Source organism: Burkholderia sp. RS01 (genome assembly GCF_039748055.1).
Classification (GTDB): domain Bacteria; phylum Actinomycetota; class Actinomycetes; order Actinomycetales; family Micrococcaceae; genus Arthrobacter.
The window spans coordinates 131,742-152,431 of sequence record NZ_JBDLAK010000006.1; the positions used below are offsets into that span (position 1 = coordinate 131,742).

Consider the following 20,690-nt stretch of genomic DNA (forward strand, 5'->3'; position numbering starts at 1 on the left):
CAATGGAATCCCTCGTGATCCCCCTCCTGATCCTCGTGGCCGTCGCCGTCGCCGTGGCCCTCACGGCCCGGGCCTGGGGGCGCCGGCGACAGGCCACCGGGCCGGCCAAGGCACCGCCGGAATCCGCGGAACTGGCGAAAATGGCTGCCGCCAAGCTCTCGGAGGACGAACACCGGCGGCTGTATGCCCTGATCGCCCAGGGCCAGGCGATGGCCGCCATCAAGCTCTACTACGAGGCCTCAGGCCAGGGCCTCCGGGCCTCGCGCGATGCCGTGGCCGCGCTGGCGGCCCACCCGCAGCCGTTCCGCCCGCCGCCCCAGGCGGCCACCGAGGCCGATGCGGACGACGACACCCCGCAGCGCTTCCCTTACCGGTACCGGGCCATCGCCAGCAAGGGCGACGTCACCCGGGAGGTCAGCAGCAACATGCTGAACGACGAGATCTACGGCCGCATCCGTACGCTCGCCAAAAGCGGCAACACGGAAGCCGCAGCCACCGCGCTGACCAGGCACTCGGATATCACCATGAAGCAGGCCCGCGAATTCATCGCGCTGCTTGACGACTAAGCCTCCGGCAGGGAACCCCGCAGCAGCGACTAGAAGTCGAAGAGGTCACCCAGCCAGCCGTCCTTCTTCTTGGGCCGGCGGCGGTCGTAGTCACGGTCATGGCCCTTGCCGTGGCCACGGTCATCGTAGCGGGGCTGCTCACGCCACGGCTCGTGGTTCCGGTACAGCGGAGGCGGGGCCATGCCGACAGCCGGGGCAGGCGCCGGTCCCCCGGCGGCCACACGGTCAATGATCTTGTCCAGCTCCCCGCGGTCAAGCCATACCCCCCGGCACTGGGGGCAGTAGTCGATTTCGACGCCGCTGCGTTCGCTCATGATCAGGTCTACAGAATCAACAGGACACTTCATGTCCGGCACAACGAGCGGATACCGGGAATAGTTCACCCGCGCCCCCGCCTACCGTGCGCCCGCGATGCCCGCCAGCAGCTGTTCAAAGGGCAGGGACTCCAGCGGCGCGGCCTTCCGGCCCGGCTGCGCCCCCTCGAGCAGGTGGCTGAACTCGGCCGCAGCGCGGTCGATCCGCGCGGAAAGGGGCGTACCGCCGTCGTCCGTGTTGCCCCAGTCCTGGGGGCCCGCGAAGACCGCAGTAGCCGCCGTACGCGTGCGCAGGTAGCTGAACAGCGGGCGCATGGCGTACTCGAGCACCATCTGGTGGCGGTCGGTGCCGCCTGTGGCGCCCAGCAGCACGGCCTTACCGTCCAGGGACTTGGGATCCAGGACATCCATGAAGGACTTGAACAGCCCGCTGTAGGAGGCGCTGAAGACTGGCGTGACGGCAACGATGCCGTCCGACGCCTCAACGCCGGCGATCGCATCGGCAAGGCGGGGACCCGCGTAGCCCGTGACGAAATTGTTGGCGATCTCCACGGCGAGATCGCGGAGTTCCAGCACATCCACGGCGACCTCGTAGCCGGCCTCCTCCAGCCGCTGCTTGGCGGCTGCCGCGAGCTGGTCGGCGAGCAGGCGGCTCGACGACGGCACTCCCAGGCCGGCGGACAGAACGGTGATACGGCGGGTCTCCACGGTGGTCTCCTCAGGTTCGACTGCCAGTGACAGTACATGCGTTTGCATCTACCTGCTCAACCCAGGGGACTTCGCATTTATTCCGCCGCTCGCGAGGGGCCGCTCGCGCCCGTGCTCGCGCCCGTCACCGCTCCGCGCCGTTCAGAGGTCCACGGTCCCCCGGATACACGTCACTGAGCTGCCGCCCACCCAGATGTCGCCGCCCTCGGCGTCGATGTGGATGCGCCCCTTGCGTCCAAGCACGGTACCTTGCGCGGCCACGTACGACGACGGCGCATGGCCGGTGCCGATCAGCCACTCCGCGGCTCCTGCGTTGAAGCTGCCGGTGACGGGGTCTTCCGCCACAGCGTCTCCGGGGATGAAAGTCCGGACCTCGAAGTCGGCGCCAGCACCTGCGGCATGCGGTCCGATGACACCGATCTTGAGTCCTTCCATGGCCGCGTAGGCGGGCCGGATGGCCAGCACCCGTTCGGCGGACTCCAGCAGCACGCCGATCCAGTCAGGGCCGTTGACCAGCCAGGATGCGTCCAGCAGCGCCTCGCGGGGCAGTCCGAGGCCTTGGGCAATGCTGCGCAGCTCGGGTTCAGACACCGGCCCCGAACGCGTCAGCGGCGGAGCCGCGAAAGCGAGCCTGCCGCCGTCGTGCTTCACCCGCACGAGGCCGGCGCCACATTCCTGGACGAGCACTCCCTCCTGCTGCGGCCGGCCTCCGGCCTCGAGCCAGGCGTGCGAGGAGCCGAGGGTCGGGTGGCCGGCGAAGGGAAATTCCTCGCTGCCGGTGAAGATGCGGACGCGGTAGTCCGCCTCCGGCTTCGTCGGGGGGAGCAGGAAGGTTGTTTCGGAAAGGTTGGTCCAGTTCGCGAACTGCTGCATCTGCCCGGCGTCAAGCCCACCGGCATCGACGACGACGGCCAGCGGGTTCCCGCGGTACGGTTCGCTCGTGAAGACGTCCACCTGCGTGAAAGGTCGACGGCGGGTGGCTGGGGCGGTTTCATCGGTCACCGCTGCAGGTTACCAGCGTCCACAGTGGCGGGGTCAACTGCCTCTCTTGCCGGCGGAACGCGCCGCGTGGCCTAGCCCCGCACGGCCGTATTCGAGGCAAGTAGACTGCCTCCATGACGGAGAACCAGACGCAGGTGACCGGAGCTTCGGCGGACGAATTCGTCGCCGGGGTGGAGCACCCCGTCCGGCGTCGGGACGGACTCCGGCTGCGGGACCTCATGGCGGAGCTGACCGGCGAGGAGCCCGAGATGTGGGGGCCCACGATCGTGGGCTTCGGCAGGGTGCACTACAAGTACGCCACCGGCCGCGAGGGTGACATGCCGGCCGTGGGGTTTTCGCCCCGGAGAGCCAGCCTTTCGCTGTACGGCCTGACCAATTCGCCGGAGTCCGCCGACTTGCTGGCCCGGCTCGGCAAGCACAGGACGGGCGCGGGCTGCCTGTACGTCAATAAACTCGCTGACGTGGACGAGGCGGTGCTGGCCGAGCTCATCGTGCTCGGCTACCGCTACTGCACCACCGTCGTTCACCGGGCCTGAGCAGCCGTCGGGTGGTTAACGCGGCAACCCCCGCGGTCGGCTTCCCGGAGGAATCCGACGGCGGGGGCTGCCAGCAGTTCAGGACTGCGTAGCGCTCTGGCGTGAAGCCGGAACTGCTACTTACCTGCGACTACGTCGAGTTCGATCACAGCGGCAACGTCGTCGTGAAGACGGACGTTGGCCTGGTAGGAACCGACCGACTTGATGTGTGCCGGCAGTTCAACCTTGCGCTTGTCGATGCGGCCAAGGCCAGCGGCCTCAACAGCGTCGGCCACGTCGGCCTGCTTGACGGTGCCGAACAGGCGTCCGGTCTCGCCGGCCTTGACGACCAGCTTGACCGGCTTGGCGGAGAGTGCAGCGGCCTGCTTCTGAGCGTCTTCCAGGGAAGCGTGCTCGCGGGCAACGCGGGCAGCCTTGATGGACTCAACCTGCTTCTCGCCGCCCTTGGACCAGGTCAGGGCGAAGTTGCGGGGCAGCAGGTAGTTACGTGCGTAACCGTCCTTGACCTCGACAACGTCGCCAGCAGCACCGAGACCGGTTACTTCGTGGGTCAGAATGAGCTTTGCCATGTTAGTTAATCCCTTCCTTAGCCGCGGCCAGCGCCGGAGTAAGGCAGCAGAGCAACTTCGCGGGCGTTCTTGATTGCCTGGGCGATCTTGCGCTGTTCCTGCACCGTGACGCCAGTGACGCGACGGGCGCGGATCTTTCCGCGGTCGGAGATGAACTTGCGCAGCAATGCTACGTCCTTGTAGTCGATGACAGTGATGTCAGCGGCCTTCAAGGGGTTGGACTTTGGTTTGGGCTTACGGAGTTCAGCCTTAGCCATCGTGGAGCTCCTATTCTATGGAGCCCGTGGATATTGATCCACGGGATGGTGGTGGTCCGCCGGCGGCATTCACCATGGTGCCTTCGGCACCCGGGCGGTTCCGGCGTCGGACCTTTAATTTGTTGTTTTAGAAGGGAGGTTCGGAATCCGGGCCGTTGCCCCAGCTGCCGCCCGCATTGCTGACCCCGGGCGTGGCCCAAGGGTCTTCCTGCGCTGCTGCGGGCTGGTTGCCGCCCCAGGTTCCTCCGGCGTTGCCGCCCTGGTTTGCACCCTGGCCGCCACCGAATCCACCGCCGCTGTTGCCTCCGCCGAAGCCACCCTGGCCACCCTGACCGCCGGAGCGCTGGGTGCGGTTGACCTTGGCGTTGGCGTAGCGCAGGCTCGGGCCGATTTCATCGACTTCGAGCTCGATAACGGTGCGCTTTTCGCCTTCTTTTGTTTCGTAGGAACGGCTCTTCAGGCGGCCATTTACGATCACGCGCATGCCCTTTGTCAGGGACTCGGCGACGTTTTCGGCTGCTTCGCGCCACACCGATGCGCGGAGGAACAGGGTTTCCCCGTCCTTCCACTCATTGGACTGGCGGTCGAAGGTGCGAGGCGTGGAAGCGATGGTGAAGTTCGCTACTGCCGAACCTGACGGTGTGAACCTCAGTTCGGGGTCATTGGTGAGATTACCGATGACCGTAATAGTGGTTTCGCCTGCCATCTACTGCCTCCTTGTTCGTTCCTGCGGGGTAAAGAATAAAAGCCGGGAGCTGAAATTACTCAGCAACGACCTTCTGCTCTTCGGGGCGGGTGATCTTGGTGCGCATGATGGTCTCGTTGAGACTCAGCTGGCGGTCAAGTTCCTTGGCGGTTTCCGGCTTGGCGGTGAAGTTCACCACGGCGTAGATACCTTCGGACTTCTTCTTGATGTCATAGGCGAGGCGACGACGGCCCCAGATGTCAACCTTTTCGATGGTTCCACCATCGTTGGTGATGACATTCAGGAACTTCTGAAGCGACGGCTCTACGGTACGCTCTTCGACCTCGGGGTCGATGATTACCATCAATTCGTAAGGACGCATATGTGAACCCACCTCCTTTGGGCTAAGCGGTTACGGCATTTCCGTAACAGGAGGTTCATTTGCGATGCCGTGCGCACCCGGCAGCCAAAACGGAGGCAGGGCGCAGCACAGACTTCAATATCTTAGTGCATCGGAGCGGGTTTCCGCGATTCGGGCCGGGCGGAGGGCGGCTGGCCGGCTCGGCGGAGATGCCGGCTAAAGGGTGCTGCTGTGCCATGCCGTCCAGTTTCTGTCCGAGTACCGCTGTCCCAGCAAATCTATGTTCCGGCCTGGATCGTGGCCAGCATCCGGCAGGCCCATGTGGATAACTCCAGCCGGACGGAATACTGGAGCCATGACGATGCTGAAATCCTTGCTTCTTTTCACGCTGGCCGCCGTGGCAGAGATCGGCGGCGCCTGGCTGATCTGGCAGTCAGTGCGTGAGGACCGGGCCTGGTGGTGGGCGGGGCTGGGCGTGGTGGCCCTGGGGATCTACGGCTTTGTGGCCGCCTTTCAGCCCGATGCAAACTTCGGCCGCGTGCTGGCTGCCTACGGAGGGGTCTTCATCGCGGGCTCTCTGGCCTGGGGCGTGGTGCTGGATGGCTTCCGGCCGGACCGCTGGGACGTCATCGGCACCGCAGTATGCCTGGCCGGCGTGGCCGTGATCATGTTCGCCCCGCGCCAGGGCTGAACCAGGCCGGGCCGGCCCTGGCGCGGGGCCCATCCACCGCGCGGCCCATCCACCCGGGACGACCAGGGCCCGGGACGACAAAACCGCCCGTCCCGGGCCCTGGTGGGCCCGCCGGACAGGCGGTCTCGTGTTGGAGCAAAAGCGGTTGCGGAGAACTTACGACGCCGGCCCGGTCCCCGCGCCGACGCCTTCAACCTCGGGAGCGGCCGTTGCGGCCGGAGCGCCAGTCCCTGCCGGGACGGCCTCTGTACCGCCCTTGCGGTAGCGCCACAGGCCGATACCCACCACGACGGCGGCCAGGGCGATGGACAGCAGGAGCGATTCACGGGTGGAATCCAGGATCATCATGCCGATGATGAGGGCAACGATGCTGCCGATCGACAGCCAGGTCAGGTACGGGAACAGCCACATCTTCAGCTCAAGATCCTTGGCTGCCGCTCCCATGCGGCGGCGCAGGATCAGCTGTGAAGCGGCGATCACCAGCCAGACGAACAGGGCGATGGCACCGGATGTGTTCACCAGGAACAGAAATACCGTGTCCGGGGCGATGTAGTTCAGTCCCACGGTGATGAAGCCGACCACCGTGGAGGCCAGCACAGCCGCAGCGGGCACGCCGCGCTTGGAAATCTTCATCCAGGACTTGGGTGCGTCACCCCGGCGGGAAAGTGAGAAGAGCATGCGGCTGGCCGTGTAGAGGCCGGAGTTCAGGCAGGACAGCACCGAGGTGAGCACCACGATGTCCATGATGGTGCCGGCCCCCGGGATGCCGAACAGCTCGATGACGGCGACATACGGGCTCTTGGCGACGGTGGCGGAATTCCACGGCAGCAGGGTGACCACGATGGCAATGGAACCGATGTAGAAAACCAGGATGCGCCAGACGGTGGATTTCACGGCCTTCTTCACGGCGTCCACGGGGTTTTCCGATTCGCCGGCGGCGATGGTGGCGATCTCGGCTCCGAAGAAGGAAAAGACCACCACGAGGATTCCGGCCAGCACGGCTCCCGGGCCGTTCGGCAGGAAGCCGCCGTTCTCGATCAGGTTGCTGATGCCCGGGGCCGGAACCCCCGGGATCAGGCCCAGGATCGCCGCAATGCCGAAAATGAGGAACAGGACGATCGCGGTGACCTTGATGGAAGCGAACCAGAACTCGAATTCACCGTAGGACTTCACCGAGCCGAGGTTGGTCAGGGTCAGCAGCACCATGAGCACCAGGGCCCAGACCCACTGGTCGATGCCCGGCACCCAGCGGTGCATGATGGCCGCGCCGGCGGTGGCCTCGATGCCCAGCACGATGATCCAGAACCACGCATAGAGCCAGCCGATGCTGAAGCCCGCCCAGCGCCCCAGTGCCTTGTCCGCGTAGGTGGAGAAGGACCCGGTCTCGGGATTGGCGGCGGCCATTTCGCCCAGCATCCGCATCACCAGGATGACCACGATCCCCGCGGCCATGTATGCCAGCAGGATGCCCGGACCTGCCTGCTGGATTGCGGCGCCGGAACCCACAAACAGCCCGGCGCCGATGACGCCCGCGATGGCGATCATGGACAGGTGCCGGGGTTTCAGGGATTTTGAGAGTTGCTGGTCAGCGTGCATGGATGCGCCGTCCTCTTGTTGATTTCAGGTCTTGGGGTGGGGTCGGGCCGGTTTGGGGCGTGTGCCGCGGACCACATGTGCGTTTCACACTAAAGGAGCCATCGGTCGGACCGGGCTGTGCAGTGACACAGTTTACAAGCCCGGAAAACGGACATTCTCCCAGCCGCAGGCATAACTAAGCAACAAGTGTTGTTCAGAGGACAATTCTGTAACGGGGCTGAAATGTTCGGCCGCGCCGGTTACGGCTCCGCGGGCGTGCCGAAGAACAGTTCCGTGACGCGGGCGAGGCGGTGCGGATCCTCCACCCCGCAAAGCTCCCTTGCCGAGTGCATGGAGAGCAGGGGCACGCCCACGTCCACGGTCCGGATGCCCAGCCGGGTCGCGGTCAGCGGCCCGATGGTGGAGCCGCAGGGCATCACGTTGTTGGAGACGAACTCCTGGTAGGGGACGCCGGCCTCGCCGCACAGCCGGGCCCAGAGTGCGGCGCCCGCGGCGTCGGTGGCATACCGCTGGTTGGCATTGATTTTCAGCAGCGGGCCGCCATTGAGAACGGGCCGGTTAACGGGGTCGTGCCGCTCAGGATAGTTGGGATGGACGGCGTGGCCCGCGTCGGCAGAGACACAGAACGACGCCGCAAACGCCTGCCGCCGCTGGCCCGCCGACGCACCCAGTCCGTCCGAGATGCGGACCAGGACGTCTTCGAGCACGGGCCCGCACGCCCCCGAGCGCGAGGCCGACCCGATTTCCTCATGGTCGAAGGCCGCCAGCACGGCGATCGGCGCCGGTCCGGACCCGCTGGTTGAGCCTGTTGAAACCGCCGGGCTCTGGCCATTCGCATCCGCATGCGCAATCAGCGCCGCCAGTCCGGCATGCGTGGCCGAAAGGTTGTCCAACCGCCCGGAGGCGAAAAACTCGCTCTTCGCCCCGAAAACCGCGGGTGGCTGCGTGTCTGCAATGACGACGTCGTACCCGCCGATCTGTTCCGGATCAACCGGCGCCCCGCCCCCTGCGGCGCCGCGGCCCGGACCGGCGCCGTTGCCTGACACCCGCTCGGCCAGCAGCGCGAGGAGGTCCTCGCCGGCCGGATCGCCGAGCCCGAACACCGGGTTCATGTGCTGCTGCTTGTCCAGGGTGAGTCCGTCGTTTACAGCCCGGTCCAGGTGGATGGCCAGTTGCGGAAAGCGCAGCAGCGGGCCGGTGGCGGTGAGGTGCTGGGTGCCGTCGAGCATGACGAGGCGCCCGGCGAGCTGCAGTTCGCGGTCCAGCCAGGAGTTCAGCAGGGGCCCGCCGTAGACTTCCACGCCGGCCTGCAGCCACCCGAACCTGCCCGTGGTGGGTTTGGGCTTGAGTTTGAAGGACGGCGAATCGGTGTGCGCGCCGAGGATGTTGAAGCCCGTGGTGGGGCCCGCGCCCTCCGGCGTCACCCACGCGATCAGGGCGCCGTCGCGGATCACATAATACTTGCCCGCGGCAGCATCCCAGGCCTGCAGCTCATCCAGGCCGGTGAAACCGGCCGCCTCCAGCCGCCGGGCACCTTCGTGAGCGGCGTGAAAGCTCGACGGCGCGGCGCTGACATAGTCGCCGAGGTCCCGGATGTGGTCTGCGGCAGAGGTGTGGAGAGGCATGGCTCCGAGTCTAGCGCCGCCCTGGACGGAGACGGCCTAGACGGTGACGTTCAGGCCCGCCGTGTAGCCGGCCGAGACGGAACCGGACATGGCGGCCAGCTGGTAGATGCCGCCGTCGTCGCCGAAGACGTTGTCCGACTTCAGCGTGGTGTTGGGGAAATTCCGGGCGCTGGTCTCATAGCCGGCAGAGGCGTAGACCTCCCTGCAGGCAGCGTCGGTCAGCGCGATCTGCGAGACCGCGAGCACCTGCCCGGCCGCCGTGGCGTTGTTCATGGATTGGAAGACTTCGAAGTGGATGTGCGGCCAGCGGCCGTTGTAGGCACCCGGGTAGATGGTCTTGAACGTGACCTGGCCGTTGGCGTCTGCCTCCTGCACGCCGCGGAGATAGTTCTCGTTTTCCAGCCCGGAATCGTACAGGGAGTACTTTCCGTCCCGGTCACAGTGCCAGGCGTAGACGGCGGCGCCAGCCAGCGGAACACAGCCGTTGGCGTTCTCGAGCAGCGTCAGCGTGACGGTGAGCGGCACGCCGTCGACCTTCGTGGTCGACGTCCCGAAGCTGGAGGTGATGTCCTGCCGCACCACGCCGGACGCCTCGAGTGCATTCGGCCCGTTGGACCCGTCGCCCGGGTAGGGCCCGGCTGTCTCCTGCGGGATCTCCACGCTGCACTCGGCGATCGCCCGGGTCACCGTGGGGGACGCGGCGGCGGAGGACGACGCGGAGGCCGCCGGCGCCGTCGCCGGCGCTGTGGATCCGGCGGACGCGGACGACGTTCCGGTGGTGGCTGCGGAACCGGAGGAACCGCCCGGTGTGCACGCCGCCAGCGCAGCTGCCGCCGTGCCTGCCCCAAAGAACATCCCCAGGGACCGGCGGGTCATCAGCGTGGAGAGGTCGAACTCGAGGCCGCGGTCGTGGTTGGGGTGGGGCTCATGCGGAGCGTCCTGCCGGCCGGGGGTGCGGGGTGAAGGAGTCATGGCTCCATGAAACTCGAGGCAGCTATGGCCTGTATAGGGCCATCCTGTGTGGAGGCTGTGCGCGTGCCGGGTCAGCAGTCCGGGTCAGTAATCCGGGTTGCTCGGTGTCACGAGGCCGGTCTCGTAGGCATAAACCACGGCCTGCACCCGGTCGCGGAGGTGCAGCTTGGTGAGGATCCGCCGCACATGGGTCTTCACCGTGGCTTCTGAAAGGAAGTACCTGTGCGCGATCTCCGCGTTGGACAGACCCTCGGACATCGCCTCCAGCATTTCGGTCTCCCGCGGCGTGAGGTCCTCGAGCAGCGGATCACGGTGGCCCGGCGAAGCGGAGGGCGCATCTGCGGGCACCCCGTTGCCCCGGACGTACGTTTCCAGCAGGCGCCGGGTGATGCGGGGGGCCACGACGGCGTCGCCGCTCGCCACCACCCTGACGGCCCGGACCAGGTCGGCGGGCGCCACATCCTTGAGCAGGAAGGCCGACGCTCCTGCCTGCAGGCCGGCGAAGGCGTATTCATCGAGGTCGAAGGTGGTCAGGATGATGATCCGCGAGCAGGCGCCCGAGCCCGCGATGGCGCGGGTCGCCTCGATGCCGTCGAGGACCGGCATCCGGACGTCCATGAGGACCACGTCCGGGGTGAGCTCGCGCACCCGGGCAATCGCCTCCGCTCCGTCGGACGCCTCGCCGACCACCTCGAGGTCGTCTTCCCCCTCAAGAATCAGGCGAAAGCCCATTCGAAGCAGCGGCTGGTCATCCACCAGCAGAACCCGGATGCGTCCGTCGTCGTTCATTCGTCCCCCTTGTTTCCGTTCAGTTGCAGCACGGCCCGCACGCGCCACCCGCCGTTGACGGCACGGCCCGCCTCCACGGTACCGCCGTAGATTCCGGCGCGTTCCTTCATCCCCGGCAGACCCTGTCCGGATCCAAGGGATCCGGCACCGTGTGTTCCGGTGCCAAGGGACGCGGAACCGGGGGATGCCGTGCCGGCGGAGCCCTCGGCGGTGCCCCTGCCGTCGTCGATCACTTCAATGGTGACGGTGGAATCGTCCCGGACCACCAGGACGTCCACCCGGCTCAGTGCCCGGCCGTAACGCAGGACATTGGTGAGCGACTCCTGCACGATCCGGTACACGGTGAGCTGGAAGGCAGCGTCCTCCGGCAGCGCCGGGCCCGTGTGCGAGTAGTGGACCGGCAGGCCCGCTGTGCGGAAGCCGTCGAGCAGCTTGGCGAGGCTGTCCCCGGCTGCCAGCGGTTCGCGGGGCGCCTGTCCGGCGGCCGTGTCATCGCGAAGGACGCCCAGCACGCGGCGCATGTCCGCCAGGGCGGTCCGCCCGGTCCGGGACAACTCGGCCAGCACGTCCGCGGCACGTTCCGGATCCTTCCGGACCACGACGGCGGCTCCGTCCGACAACGTGATCATCACGGTCAGCGAGTGCGCCACGACGTCGTGCATCTCCCGCGCTATCCGGTTCCGCTCGTTGACGGAGCCGAGCCGTGCAGCCTGCGCGGCCCAGGCCGCGACCTCCTGCTCGTGCTCCCTGCGCTGGCGCACCGAGATCCCGATTCCCGTGGCAATGACGTTGGAGAGCGCGATGCTGGTGCCCGCGGCGATGCTCGAGATGAGCTGGAATTCCTCCGGAGACGCCGCGGAGCGCGGCAGTTCCCGCTCCAGCGGGCCAACCGCCGCGAAGAAGTACAGCAGCGCCAGCGGCGCGGTCACAAGGGCCAGCGTGACCAGGGCGAAGCGCCGGGTGTGCACCACGGCAACCGCGTAGAGCGAGAACCACAGCCCCGCCGAAACGTTGGAACCCCACGGATGCAGCAGGGTGACCGCCACTTCCACCGCCGCGATGACGGCCACTACGGGGACGGGATATTGCCGCCGGAAGTACAGGGCAAGCGCGACGCCGGCGAGCAGCGCGGGCGGCAGCCAGCCACCGGCCGTCACGGAGTCCACTACTGTGGGCGTCACCAGCAGGACGTAGCAGGCCACCACCACCGCATCCATCACCCGCGGATGCCGGTGCAGGTACCGGCGCACGCGGCCGCGCCGACGGGCGGCGATCTCGGCGAAGGACGCGTCAGCCGGGCCGGCTGGCGCGTCCTTCACGGAAACAGCTTCACTCATGGGTTGAGCCTAAAGGTACGCTCCGGACTATACGTCGCGCTTCTTGAGCAGGACCATGGCCAGCCCCACCGGCACCAGCACCCAGGCGCCCAGTACCAGGGCGGCCTGCCAGACTTCGAGCGTCTCCGGAACGTGTTCCACCGCGGTCAGCGGACTGATGGTGTTTCCGGGCAGGTACTTGCGGGCCTCCACGAAGAAGTCGCCGGGGATCAGCTGGAAGGCAATGGGCGCCACGAAGAACAGGCCCACGAGGCTCATGATGCCGCCGGCCGAGTTGCGGACGATGGTGCCGAGCGCCATGCCGATCGCTGCCACGGCCGCTACGTAGGCGCTGTTGACGAGCAGCAGCTTGACCGACTGCGAGCTGGCAAGGTCCAGTTTGAGGCCGTAGTTGTCCAGGATCGGCACCGAGACCAAGCCGGCCACGTAAGTGGACACCGCCGTCAGGAGAAAGGCACTGACCATGACCACTACGAGCTTGGCGACAAACGCCGGGAGCCGCTTCGGAACGGCAGCAAACGTGGAGCGGGCCATGCCGGTGGTGAATTCGGAGCTCATCAGCAGCACGCCGAGGGACCCCAGGATCAGCTGCGCGAAGGCGATGCCGGACGTTGGCACGGTGACCGCCAGATCGCCGCCCTGGGCAGCGATGGCTTCGGCCGCCTGGGGGTCGGAACCTGCCGCGTCCGCGAACTGGCCTGTTCCCCAGGCTGACAGCGCACCGAACCCGACCATGACCACGGCCGTGGAGGCGAGGAGGACCAGGGTGGACAGCAGGGTGCGGAACTTGATGAATTCGGAGTTCAGCACCCGGAAAAATGTGGGGCCGGGACCAATGCCGGCGCCGGCCGGGCGGCCCGCATCGCTAGGGGCAGCACCGTTTGCAGTGTGCGCGCCGCGGCGGGAAGGGGTGGAATCCAAGGTGGTTGAGCTCATGACTGGTGGCCTCCGGACTGGGCGGGAACAGGGGCTCCCGTGGTGATCAGCGAGTGGTATTCGACCTCGTCCTTGGTCAGCTCCATGTAGGCCTCTTCAAGGCTGGCCTGGAGCGGAGTGAGTTCGTACACCATGACGTGGTTGTCGAGGGCAGTACGGGCGATCCGGCGCGGATCGAGCCCCTTGACCTCGAGGAGTTCGTAGTCCTGCACTTCAACGGAAACGCCGGCTCCTGCGAGGGCATGCATGAGCTGGTCCGGCTGGTCCGTGCGGACGCGCGTGCGGCTCTGTCCCTTGCCGGTGATGAGGTCCTTGATGGGGGCGTCGGCGATGATCTTGCCGCGGCCGATCACGATCAGGTGGTCCGCTGTCAGGGCCATCTCGCTCATGAGGTGGCTGGACAGGAACACGGTGCGGCCCTCCGAGGCCAGGAACTTGACGAGGTTGCGCACCCAGACGACGCCTTCCGGGTCCAGCCCGTTGACGGGCTCGTCCAGGATGATGGTCTGCGGATCGCCCAGGAGCGCGGCGGCGATGCCCAGCCGCTGCCCCATGCCGAGCGAGAAGCCCTTGACCTTCTTCCGCGCGACGTCCGCCAGGCCCGTCATCTCGATGACTTCGTGGACGCGCTTCTTGGGGATGCTGTGGGTGGCTGCCATGGCCAGCAGGTGGTTGTAGGCGGAGCGGCTCGTGTGGACGGCCTTAGCGTCCAGCAGCGCCCCGATCTCACGCAGCGGCGCGACGTGGCGCGCGAACGGGACGCCGTTCACGGTGACCCTTCCCGCCGTCGGCGTATCCAGCCCCATGATCATGCGCATGGTGGTTGATTTGCCGGCTCCGTTGGGGCCCAGGAAGCCAGTGACTTGGCCGGCTTGGACAGTGAAGTTGACGCCGCCGACGGCGGTTTTGTCGCCGTAGACCTTCGTCAGGCCTTGTGCCTCGATCATGGAAGCGTTCCTTTGCGTAGCTGCGGGATGCTGTCTGGTGTGCACGTTCCACGCTACCGACGCGGACAGCCGAATTCGCCGGTCTCAGGGATGATTCAGGGGCGAATCAGGGTAGCCCCCCTCATCCGATCGGATGAGGGGGCGGAGGTCAGCCGTCGCTGTGCGGAGAGTAGTAGCGGAGCGCGCCGCGCTTGAGCGTGAATTCCGCGGCGCGTACCCCCGGCATGGCTTCGCCGTCCACAGCGAGCACCAGCGGGCCCGAATCGGACTCAATCCGTACCCGCGTGGCCTCGGCCAAATGGGTGATTTTGGACGTTGCCACGGTGCCGGTCAGCACAGACCAGAGCAGGCGGAGGCGGGCGAAGGATTCGTCGGCGGTGATCATCCTGACGTCCAGGACGCCGTCGTCCAGCACGGGACGGACCAGCGGGGCGTGGTCACGGGGGTAGTAGCGGCCCCGGCCAAGGTACATGATCCACAGCTTGTGGCGTACGCCGTCCACCGTGAGCGTGGTGGGCTTCTCCAACGCGAACGTGCGGAACATCGCCACCACCCCGGCCAGGGGTTTGCCGAGGGCGGGCTGGAGGTGCTCGCGGCGCCGCACGAGGTTGGGGTACAACCCGATGCTGGCGGTATTGAGCATGATGAGCTCCACGTTTTCCGGGTCATCGGCGAGCCCCCGCTCCACCGCAACCGCGCCAACGTCAGCCAGTGCCGCCTCGCCCTTCGCTGCGGCCGACACCGCTTCGGTGAGCGTGGGGGTCCCGGCATCGCGGGCGAAATGGTTGAGTGTTCCGCCCGCCAGCACCAGCAGGGGAAGGTCGTGGGCGACGGCGGCCGCAGCCGCAGTGCCCACCGTTCCGTCACCTCCCCACACGCCCAGCGCACGGGTGCCGGGCCTGGTCGCCGCAGCCTCCATCAGGGCGGCGACGTTCTGGTCCGGCGCAATGGTCGTTATATGCGCTTGCGGGAATACTTCCAGCAACGCTGCCGAAGTTTCCTCGGTGAACGACCCGCCCAATGTGTTCACGGCGATACTGAGGCCTTCGCCGCGGGGGACTGCCGCCGCCTCCACCTCGCAGCGCGTCGTGGGTGGAAACGGCGGCCGGACGGGCCACCATTTCCTCGTCACGAAGGCTGACGCTGCTCCAATCGCCGAACCGAAGAGGACATCGGACGGCCAGTGCGCGCCGGTATGCACCCTGGAGTAGGCAACTCCGGCCGCCACCGGCGCCACCGCCGCACCCAGGACCGGCTGCACGAAGCCCGCGCCGAGGGCGAAGGCAATGGCCGAGGCTGAATGGCCGGACGGCATCGATGAACTGGTGGGCTGCGGGTTCACAAAGCGGAACACGGGCAGGTGCTCCGGCAGCGGCCTCCTGCGGGGCAGCACGGTTTTGAAAACGAGGTTGGTCACGGCGGAGGCAACGCCCTGGGCTAGCAGGCCATGAACCGCGGCGCGCCTGGTGCGTCCGGGAATAGCAGCTGCCACGGCGGCTACGCCGAACCAGAGCTTGCCATTGTTGGCTGCGGCGGAGAGCCTGCGGAAGAAGGTGTCGTGGTGCCCGCCGGGAAAGGCCGACACCGCCCGCATCAGCGTTCGGTCCAGTCCGGCCACCCAGCCAGGTCCCCTTCGCAGCATTCTTCGCATTGCCCCACCCTACCGCCGGGTAGCCCGCCGGGCACGGAGGTTCAGTGGCTGCCGGAGGGGAGGCGTGCGGTCCGAACCCGCTATCGGCGGGTCACCGCCGGCCGCGTCACCGCCTGGCGGACAGCGGCTTGGCGGCGCCGGCAAGCAGCAGGGCAACCAGGATGGGCACCCCGATCGCGAGGAGTGCCAAGTGAATCCCCGTGAGGTCGCCAAGGTAGCCGAGCAGCGGGGGCCCGGCCAGGAACGCCACGTAGCCGATGGTGGAGACCACCGAGACCCTTGCGGCCGCGTGCTTGGGGTCGTCGGCCGCGGCGGACATTCCCATCGGGAACGCGAGGGCGGCCCCCACTCCCCACAGCGCCGCTCCGACGGCCGCCAGCCAGATGTTGCCCGCGAAGACGAACAGGCCCAGACCGGCCGCGGCTGCGGCCATGCTGGCACGCAGCACGGCCACCCGCCCGTACCTGTCGATGGACGTGCCGCCAAAGAAGCGCATCGCGGTCATGGCCAGGACAAACAGTGCGAAGAGCAGGGCACCGGTGGATTCGGAGGTTCCGAGTCCGTCCACCGCCGCCTTGGCGATCCAGTCATTGCCTGCGCCTTCGGTCAGCGTCGCGCCAAGCACCACTACGCCGATCAGGAGCGTGCGGCCGTCGCGCCAGGCGGACGGGCCGCGGGCGGGCTTGGGCTCACCGTCGGCAGGCTGGTCGGGAATGGCATGCGGCAGGAAGTACCGGGGCGTGACGAAGGTCAGCACGGCCACGGCGGCGGCGATGACCATCAGGTGCTGGGGCAGACCCACGCCGATGCCGGACAGTCCGGCCCCGATGAGCGCACCCACAAAGGCCCCGCCGCTGAACGCCGCATGGAACTTGGGCATGACGGTCCGGCGGAGCCTGTGCTCGACGTCGGCCCCTTCAACGTTCTGGGACACATCCCACAGCCCGACGCCCATGCCGAAAAAGAAAAGGGCCACCGCCGTGCCCGGAACGGACTCCGCGAGCAGCGATACCGCGATACCCACCCCAGCCAGCGCGGCCAGGAAACCGCCCGCACGGACGCTGTTGGCGGTGCCGATCCGGTTGATCACCAGACCGGCGGTGGGCAGGGCGATCAGTGAACCCACTGCAGTGCACAGCAGGAGCGTCCCCATCTGGCCGGAGGATATGTGCAGGATCTCCGTGACAGCCGGAATCCGGGCGGCCCAGCTGGCAAACACGAGGCCGTTGGCGCCGAAAATGATGAAGGTTGCCACCGCTGCGGCGGATACCTGGCGGTCGGCGAGCTGCTGGGTGGACGTCATCCGACAACTCTATCGATGCCCCGCCGGCGGGGCCGCAGCGCCCGGTTTACCGGGCGCGTTCCACGCGCTTCTCGTCCCAGACCGGCTCGGCGGACTCGTACACCCTGCCGTCGGAGCCAAACACCAGGAAGCGGTCGAAGGTCCGGGCAAACCAGCGGTCGTGCGTCACCGCCAGGACGGTTCCCTCAAAGTGGTCAATCGCCCGCTCCAGCGCCTCGGCCGAGTGCAGGTCCAGGTTGTCCGTCGGCTCGTCCAGGAGCAGCAGGGTGGCTCCGGACAGCTGCAGCAGCAGGATCTGGAAGCGGGCCTGCTGGCCGCCGGACAGGGATTCGTACTTCTGCTCCGACTGCCCCGCGAGCCCGTAGCCGTCCAGCGCACCAGCCGCGGCCTCGCGGCCCAGGCCGGAGCGATGCTCGTCGCCGCGGTGCAGGATATCCAGCAGGGTACGGTTCAGCAGGTCCGGGCGGACGTGGGTCTGGGCAAAGAAGCCGGGGCGGATACGGGCGCCGAGTTTCACGGTCCCCTCGTGCGGCACTTCGGCGATTTCGACGTCGGACACCGGCAGGTGCTCGCGTTCCGGATCGGTGCCTCCGGTGGCGAGCAGGCGCAGGAAGTGGGACTTCCCGGAGCCGTTGGAACCCAGCACGCCCACGCGGTCGCCGAACCAGATTTCGGTGGAGAACGGCTTCATCAGGCCGGTCAGCTCAAGCTTTTCCGCCACCACGGCGCGCTTGGCCGTGCGGCCGCCCTTGAGCCTCATCCGCACGTTCTGCTCGATGGGCAGCGCCTCCGGGGGCCCGATTTCCAGGAACTTGGCCAGGCGGGTCTGGGCGGCGTGGTACCGGTTGGCCATGTCGGAACGGAACGCCGCCTTGTTCTTGTACATGTTGACGAGTTCCTTGAGCTTCACGTGCTCCTCGTCCCAGCGTTTGCGCAGCTCCTCGAAGCGGGCGTTGCGGTCCGCCCGGGCCTCCACGTAGGAGCCGAAGCCGCCGCCGTGGACCCAGGCGCCGGCTCCGTTGATGCCCGGCTCGAGGGTGACGATGCGGCCCGCGGCGTTGTTCAGGAGCTCGCGGTCGTGGCTGATGAAGAAGACAGTCTTCTTTGACTCGTTGAGCTTGCCTTCCAGCCAGCGCTTGCCCGGGACGTCCAGGTAGTTGTCCGGTTCGTCCAGCAGGAGCAGCTCGTCGGGGCCGGCGAAGAGTGCCTCCAGCACCAGGCGCTTCTGCTCGCCGCCGGAAAGGCTCGACGCCGGGCGGTGCTGCGCGCGGTCAAACGGCAGTCCCAGCGCGGCCATGCAGACTTCGTCCCAGACCGTCTCAACGTCGTAGCCGCCGGCATCTCCCCAGTCCACGATCGCCTGGGCGTAGGCCATCTGGGTGGGTTCGTCGTCGTCCTCCATCATGGCGAGTTCCGCGTCGTCGACGGCGCGGGCGGCGGCGGCAAGCCCGGGAGGGGCGGCGGACACCAGGAGGTCCTTGACGGTGGAATCGTCCCGCACCTGGCCGACGAACTGGCGCATGATGCCCATGTTCCCGGAGCGGCCAATGACACCCTCGTCAGGCGTGAGGTCGCCGGCGATGATCCGGAACAGCGTGGTCTTGCCGGTGCCGTTGGGCCCGATGAGCGCCGTCTTGGTGCCGTCCGGGACTTTGAATGTCACCCCGTTCAGCAGCTGGGTGCCGTCGGAGAGGAAGTAGTCAATGCCGGAAACGTCAATATGGGCCACGCCGTCCATCTTCCCACGGCGCCTGCCCGGGCCCCGCCCGCCCGGTCAGCCGGGGCCCAAAACGCTCCGTCAGCCAGCAGCTGTCAGGAACTTCTTCAGGAGCGGCCCGGACGTTGTGGCGCCGAGGCCGCCGTCTTCCACGAAGACGGCCACAGCCAGATCGCCGTGCACGGCGATGATCCAGGCGTGGGTCTTGGGCGGGTTGGCATTTCCGAACTCCGCGGTGCCGGTCTTGGCCCCCACAGGCTCGCCCGGCACCTCGGCCAGGAAGCCAGCGTGGCCGGACGTCACCACTGCGCGCATCATGTCGGCCAGCGAGGCGGCCTCCGCCTTGGTGATGGGCGTCTCGGCGGACTTGGCCGGTGCTTCGGCGGTGACGGTCGACGACGGCGACGCACCTTCCGCGGGCTGCGTGCCCGCCGCTCCGCTTGCCGCGGGTGACGCGCCCGGGGCGGCTTCCTGGACCAGCACGGGCGAGACCGGCGAGCCCTTCGCGACGGATCCGGCCATGATGGCCGCGGCGAGCGGCGACATCAGGACCCTTCCCTGCCCGATCATGGCCGCGGCGTGGTCGGTGCCCTCGGCCTCGCCCGGGACGGAGCCAAGGAAGGCCTCCGCACCCAGCTTCGGCGCCTCAACGGCCACTCCGAGCGACGTCGCTGCCGACTCGAGCTGCGCCTGCGACACCTTTTCCCGCACCGAGATGAAGGCCGTATTGCAGGAGTGCGCAAACGCATCACGCAGGGTGACGGAACCGAGCGAATCGGCGGGATAGCCCTCCGCGTTCTTGAACTTCCGCCCGTCAACGGTGAGGGTGGGCGTGCATTCCACCTTTGAATCCGGGGTGAACCCGTTGCGGAGCATGGCCAGCGAATCCACCACCTTGAACGTGGACCCCGGCGCATACTGGCCCAGCATGGCCGTGTTGTAGCCGTTGCTTCCGGGTCCCGAAGCCGCGCTCAGCACGGCTCCGGTGGACGGCCGGAGCGCCACGATCGCGGAGGCAGGCTTGATGTCGGCGAGGGTGTCCTCGGCGAGTTGCTGCAGCTTGAGGTCGAGCGTGGTCTTCAGCGGCGTGCCCGCGGTGGCCTGGATCTCGAACACCGTCCGCCTCGGATCCGTCTGGGCGGCCTGGATTTCTTCTTTGGTGAGGTCCGCGCGCTGCACCCGGACCGCAATGCCGTCCTTGCCCCGGAGCTGGGCGTCGTACTGCTGCTGCAGGCCGCCGGTCCCGGTGACGTCGCCGGCGGTCAGGGCGCCGTCGGACTTTTCGATCTGCTCCGCGCTGGCCTCGCCCACGGTGCCGAGCACGGCGCGGGCAAAGTTCCGCGTGGGAGCGAGGGGCAACTTGTCCTTGACGGCCCGGCCACCCGGAATGGCTTCGATCTGCGCATCAGTAACGGTGCGGCCGCTGGTATCCCGGAGGGTGATGGCCGGAACGAAGGCCTCTGCTCCGGACGCCTCCACCTGCTGCACATAGGCGTCCGGATCAACGCCCACCAGCTTGGCCAGCTTGGTGGCGGCATCGGCGGCATCGGCCGTGCCAAGCTGCGGCTTGTCGATGCCGACGTTGACCACGGGACGGTAGGTGACCAGCTGGGTGTCCTGCGCGCCCAGAATATCGGCGCGCTGCGGGGTCTGCGTGGCCTTGCTCAGGATCTCGCCCTCGGCAAGGTCGGGCACCAGCATGCCGGGAGACCAGACTGTCAGCCACTTATCTCCCGATTTCCGGAGGTCAGCGGAAACGGTGTACTTCCACTCGCCGGTTGCGATCTTCCAGCTGTAGTTGAGCGGAACGCGGGCCGTGTCGCCGTCGAGCTGCAGCTGTCCGGCTTCCACGGACGGCTTCTCAGGCGCGAGGGCCTTGAAGACCTGCTGCAGCTGGTCGTTCGCAACCCCGGAATCACGGCCGTCGAACGCCACGGGACGGAGGTCCAGCCCTGCCACCGCCGAGGCAAGCTGCTTGGCCGCGGCGTCGGCTCCGCCGCGGCCGTCGTCGCACGCCACCAGGGAGGCGCCGAAAATGAGACCAATAAGGGCAAGTGAAAGTTTTTTAGAGTTCCCCACCGCGCTATTATGCCCCTTTCCGGGGCCAGTGCCGGTCACACGACCCGCC

21 protein-coding genes are annotated in these 20,690 nt (G+C 67.5%); 3 read left to right on the forward strand and 18 right to left on the reverse strand.

Annotated features, from left to right (window positions below; all coding sequences use genetic code 11):
* Nucleotides 1–14: 14 nt before the first annotated feature.
* Nucleotides 15–566 (forward strand): hypothetical protein, encoded by a 552-nt coding sequence (locus ABFP37_RS07845; protein WP_347033184.1) that lies wholly within the window; start codon nucleotides 15–17, stop codon nucleotides 564–566.
* Nucleotides 567–595: 29 nt separating this feature from the next.
* Here ABFP37_RS07845 and ABFP37_RS07850 read toward each other — a convergent pair whose 3' ends face one another.
* The 3 genes from ABFP37_RS07850 to ABFP37_RS07860 form a co-directional block, all read right to left on the reverse strand.
* Entirely contained in the window at nucleotides 596–913 is a 318-nt protein-coding gene (locus tag ABFP37_RS07850; protein ID WP_347033227.1) for a zf-TFIIB domain-containing protein, read from the reverse strand.
* 48 nt (nucleotides 914–961) lie between these two features.
* Nucleotides 962–1,588, reverse strand: coding sequence for an FMN reductase (locus tag ABFP37_RS07855; RefSeq protein WP_347033185.1), 627 nt, complete (start codon nucleotides 1,586–1,588; stop codon nucleotides 962–964).
* A 141-nt stretch (nucleotides 1,589–1,729) separates the two neighbouring features.
* Nucleotides 1,730–2,590: a PhzF family phenazine biosynthesis protein gene (locus ABFP37_RS07860; RefSeq protein ID WP_185982362.1), complete on the reverse strand. Its 861-nt coding sequence runs from the start codon at nucleotides 2,588–2,590 to the stop codon at nucleotides 1,730–1,732.
* A 113-nt stretch (nucleotides 2,591–2,703) separates the two neighbouring features.
* Here ABFP37_RS07860 and ABFP37_RS07865 point away from each other — a divergent pair, with 113 nt between their 5' ends.
* Nucleotides 2,704–3,126, forward strand: a complete 423-nt coding sequence (locus ABFP37_RS07865; protein WP_078028399.1) for a DUF1801 domain-containing protein — start codon at nucleotides 2,704–2,706, stop codon at nucleotides 3,124–3,126.
* Nucleotides 3,127–3,242: 116 nt separating this feature from the next.
* Here the strand turns inward: ABFP37_RS07865 and rplI are convergent, their stop codons facing one another.
* The 4 genes from rplI to rpsF form a co-directional block, all read right to left on the reverse strand.
* Entirely contained in the window at nucleotides 3,243–3,695 is a 453-nt protein-coding gene (rplI, locus tag ABFP37_RS07870; protein WP_078028400.1) for a 50S ribosomal protein L9, read from the reverse strand.
* Between the two features lie 17 nt (nucleotides 3,696–3,712).
* A complete protein-coding gene (gene rpsR / locus ABFP37_RS07875; RefSeq protein ID WP_003800144.1) occupies nucleotides 3,713–3,952 on the reverse strand; it encodes a 30S ribosomal protein S18 in 240 nt (79 codons plus the stop codon).
* A gap of 127 nt (nucleotides 3,953–4,079) precedes the next feature.
* Nucleotides 4,080–4,658, reverse strand: coding sequence for a single-stranded DNA-binding protein (locus tag ABFP37_RS07880; RefSeq protein ID WP_078028401.1), 579 nt, complete (start codon nucleotides 4,656–4,658; stop codon nucleotides 4,080–4,082).
* Between the two features lie 55 nt (nucleotides 4,659–4,713).
* Nucleotides 4,714–5,019 carry a 30S ribosomal protein S6 gene (gene rpsF / locus ABFP37_RS07885; RefSeq protein ID WP_015939036.1) on the reverse strand — a complete coding sequence of 102 codons (306 nt, stop codon included), beginning with the start codon at nucleotides 5,017–5,019 and terminating at the stop codon, nucleotides 4,714–4,716.
* A gap of 334 nt (nucleotides 5,020–5,353) precedes the next feature.
* Between rpsF and ABFP37_RS07890 the strand changes: the two genes are divergently transcribed.
* The gene (locus ABFP37_RS07890) at nucleotides 5,354–5,689 is read left to right on the forward strand and encodes a YnfA family protein (RefSeq protein WP_347033186.1); all 336 of its coding nucleotides are present in this window, start codon (nucleotides 5,354–5,356) and stop codon (nucleotides 5,687–5,689) included.
* Nucleotides 5,690–5,845: 156 nt separating this feature from the next.
* Here ABFP37_RS07890 and ABFP37_RS07895 read toward each other — a convergent pair whose 3' ends face one another.
* The 11 genes from ABFP37_RS07895 to ABFP37_RS07945 form a co-directional block, all read right to left on the reverse strand.
* Nucleotides 5,846–7,285, reverse strand: coding sequence for an amino acid permease (locus ABFP37_RS07895; protein ID WP_347033187.1), 1,440 nt, complete (start codon nucleotides 7,283–7,285; stop codon nucleotides 5,846–5,848).
* Nucleotides 7,286–7,524: 239 nt separating this feature from the next.
* Nucleotides 7,525–8,910, reverse strand: a complete 1,386-nt coding sequence (locus ABFP37_RS07900) for a M18 family aminopeptidase (RefSeq protein WP_347033188.1) — start codon at nucleotides 8,908–8,910, stop codon at nucleotides 7,525–7,527.
* 36 nt (nucleotides 8,911–8,946) lie between these two features.
* Nucleotides 8,947–9,882, reverse strand: a complete 936-nt coding sequence (locus ABFP37_RS07905) for an intradiol ring-cleavage dioxygenase (protein ID WP_347033189.1) — start codon at nucleotides 9,880–9,882, stop codon at nucleotides 8,947–8,949.
* An 84-nt stretch (nucleotides 9,883–9,966) separates the two neighbouring features.
* Nucleotides 9,967–10,671, reverse strand: a complete 705-nt coding sequence (locus ABFP37_RS07910) for a response regulator transcription factor (RefSeq protein ID WP_078028406.1) — start codon at nucleotides 10,669–10,671, stop codon at nucleotides 9,967–9,969.
* A complete protein-coding gene (locus ABFP37_RS07915) occupies nucleotides 10,668–12,008 on the reverse strand; it encodes a sensor histidine kinase (RefSeq protein ID WP_347033190.1) in 1,341 nt (446 codons plus the stop codon). The genes ABFP37_RS07910 and ABFP37_RS07915 overlap by 4 nt, the downstream gene beginning before the upstream one ends.
* A gap of 27 nt (nucleotides 12,009–12,035) precedes the next feature.
* On the reverse strand, nucleotides 12,036–12,944 hold the full coding sequence (locus ABFP37_RS07920) for a hypothetical protein (RefSeq protein WP_347033191.1): 909 nt from the start codon (nucleotides 12,942–12,944) through the stop codon (nucleotides 12,036–12,038).
* Entirely contained in the window at nucleotides 12,941–13,891 is a 951-nt protein-coding gene (locus ABFP37_RS07925; RefSeq protein WP_347033192.1) for an ABC transporter ATP-binding protein, read from the reverse strand. Before ABFP37_RS07925 ends, ABFP37_RS07920 begins: the two co-directional genes overlap by 4 nt.
* 148 nt (nucleotides 13,892–14,039) lie before the next feature.
* Nucleotides 14,040–15,542, reverse strand: a complete 1,503-nt coding sequence (locus ABFP37_RS07930) for a phosphatase PAP2 family protein (protein ID WP_347033193.1) — start codon at nucleotides 15,540–15,542, stop codon at nucleotides 14,040–14,042.
* A gap of 106 nt (nucleotides 15,543–15,648) precedes the next feature.
* Nucleotides 15,649–16,845 (reverse strand): MFS transporter, encoded by a 1,197-nt coding sequence (locus ABFP37_RS07935; protein ID WP_347033194.1) that lies wholly within the window; start codon nucleotides 16,843–16,845, stop codon nucleotides 15,649–15,651.
* Between the two features lie 46 nt (nucleotides 16,846–16,891).
* Nucleotides 16,892–18,574, reverse strand: a complete 1,683-nt coding sequence (locus tag ABFP37_RS07940; RefSeq protein ID WP_347033195.1) for an ATP-binding cassette domain-containing protein — start codon at nucleotides 18,572–18,574, stop codon at nucleotides 16,892–16,894.
* Nucleotides 18,575–18,643: 69 nt separating this feature from the next.
* Nucleotides 18,644–20,641 (reverse strand): penicillin-binding transpeptidase domain-containing protein, encoded by a 1,998-nt coding sequence (locus ABFP37_RS07945; protein WP_347033196.1) that lies wholly within the window; start codon nucleotides 20,639–20,641, stop codon nucleotides 18,644–18,646.
* Nucleotides 20,642–20,690 lie beyond the last annotated feature (49 nt).

Coding starts and splice junctions, on each gene's coding strand:
- ABFP37_RS07850 (WP_347033227.1), bottom strand. CDS start 913: ATGAAGTGTCCTGTTGATTCTGTAGACCTGATCATGAGCGAACGCAGC.
- ABFP37_RS07865 (WP_078028399.1), top strand. CDS start 2,704: ATGACGGAGAACCAGACGCAGGTGACCGGAGCTTCGGCGGACGAATTC.
- rplI (WP_078028400.1), bottom strand. CDS start 3,695: ATGGCAAAGCTCATTCTGACCCACGAAGTAACCGGTCTCGGTGCTGCT.
- rpsR (WP_003800144.1), bottom strand. CDS start 3,952: ATGGCTAAGGCTGAACTCCGTAAGCCCAAACCAAAGTCCAACCCCTTG.
- ABFP37_RS07880 (WP_078028401.1), bottom strand. CDS start 4,658: ATGGCAGGCGAAACCACTATTACGGTCATCGGTAATCTCACCAATGAC.
- rpsF (WP_015939036.1), bottom strand. CDS start 5,019: ATGCGTCCTTACGAATTGATGGTAATCATCGACCCCGAGGTCGAAGAG.
- ABFP37_RS07890 (WP_347033186.1), top strand. CDS start 5,354: ATGACGATGCTGAAATCCTTGCTTCTTTTCACGCTGGCCGCCGTGGCA.
- ABFP37_RS07895 (WP_347033187.1), bottom strand. CDS start 7,285: ATGCACGCTGACCAGCAACTCTCAAAATCCCTGAAACCCCGGCACCTG.
- ABFP37_RS07900 (WP_347033188.1), bottom strand. CDS start 8,910: ATGCCTCTCCACACCTCTGCCGCAGACCACATCCGGGACCTCGGCGAC.
- ABFP37_RS07905 (WP_347033189.1), bottom strand. CDS start 9,882: ATGACTCCTTCACCCCGCACCCCCGGCCGGCAGGACGCTCCGCATGAG.
- ABFP37_RS07910 (WP_078028406.1), bottom strand. CDS start 10,671: ATGAACGACGACGGACGCATCCGGGTTCTGCTGGTGGATGACCAGCCG.
- ABFP37_RS07915 (WP_347033190.1), bottom strand. CDS start 12,008: ATGAGTGAAGCTGTTTCCGTGAAGGACGCGCCAGCCGGCCCGGCTGAC.
- ABFP37_RS07920 (WP_347033191.1), bottom strand. CDS start 12,944: ATGAGCTCAACCACCTTGGATTCCACCCCTTCCCGCCGCGGCGCGCAC.
- ABFP37_RS07925 (WP_347033192.1), bottom strand. CDS start 13,891: ATGATCGAGGCACAAGGCCTGACGAAGGTCTACGGCGACAAAACCGCC.
- ABFP37_RS07930 (WP_347033193.1), bottom strand. CDS start 15,542: ATGCGAAGAATGCTGCGAAGGGGACCTGGCTGGGTGGCCGGACTGGAC.
- ABFP37_RS07935 (WP_347033194.1), bottom strand. CDS start 16,845: ATGACGTCCACCCAGCAGCTCGCCGACCGCCAGGTATCCGCCGCAGCG.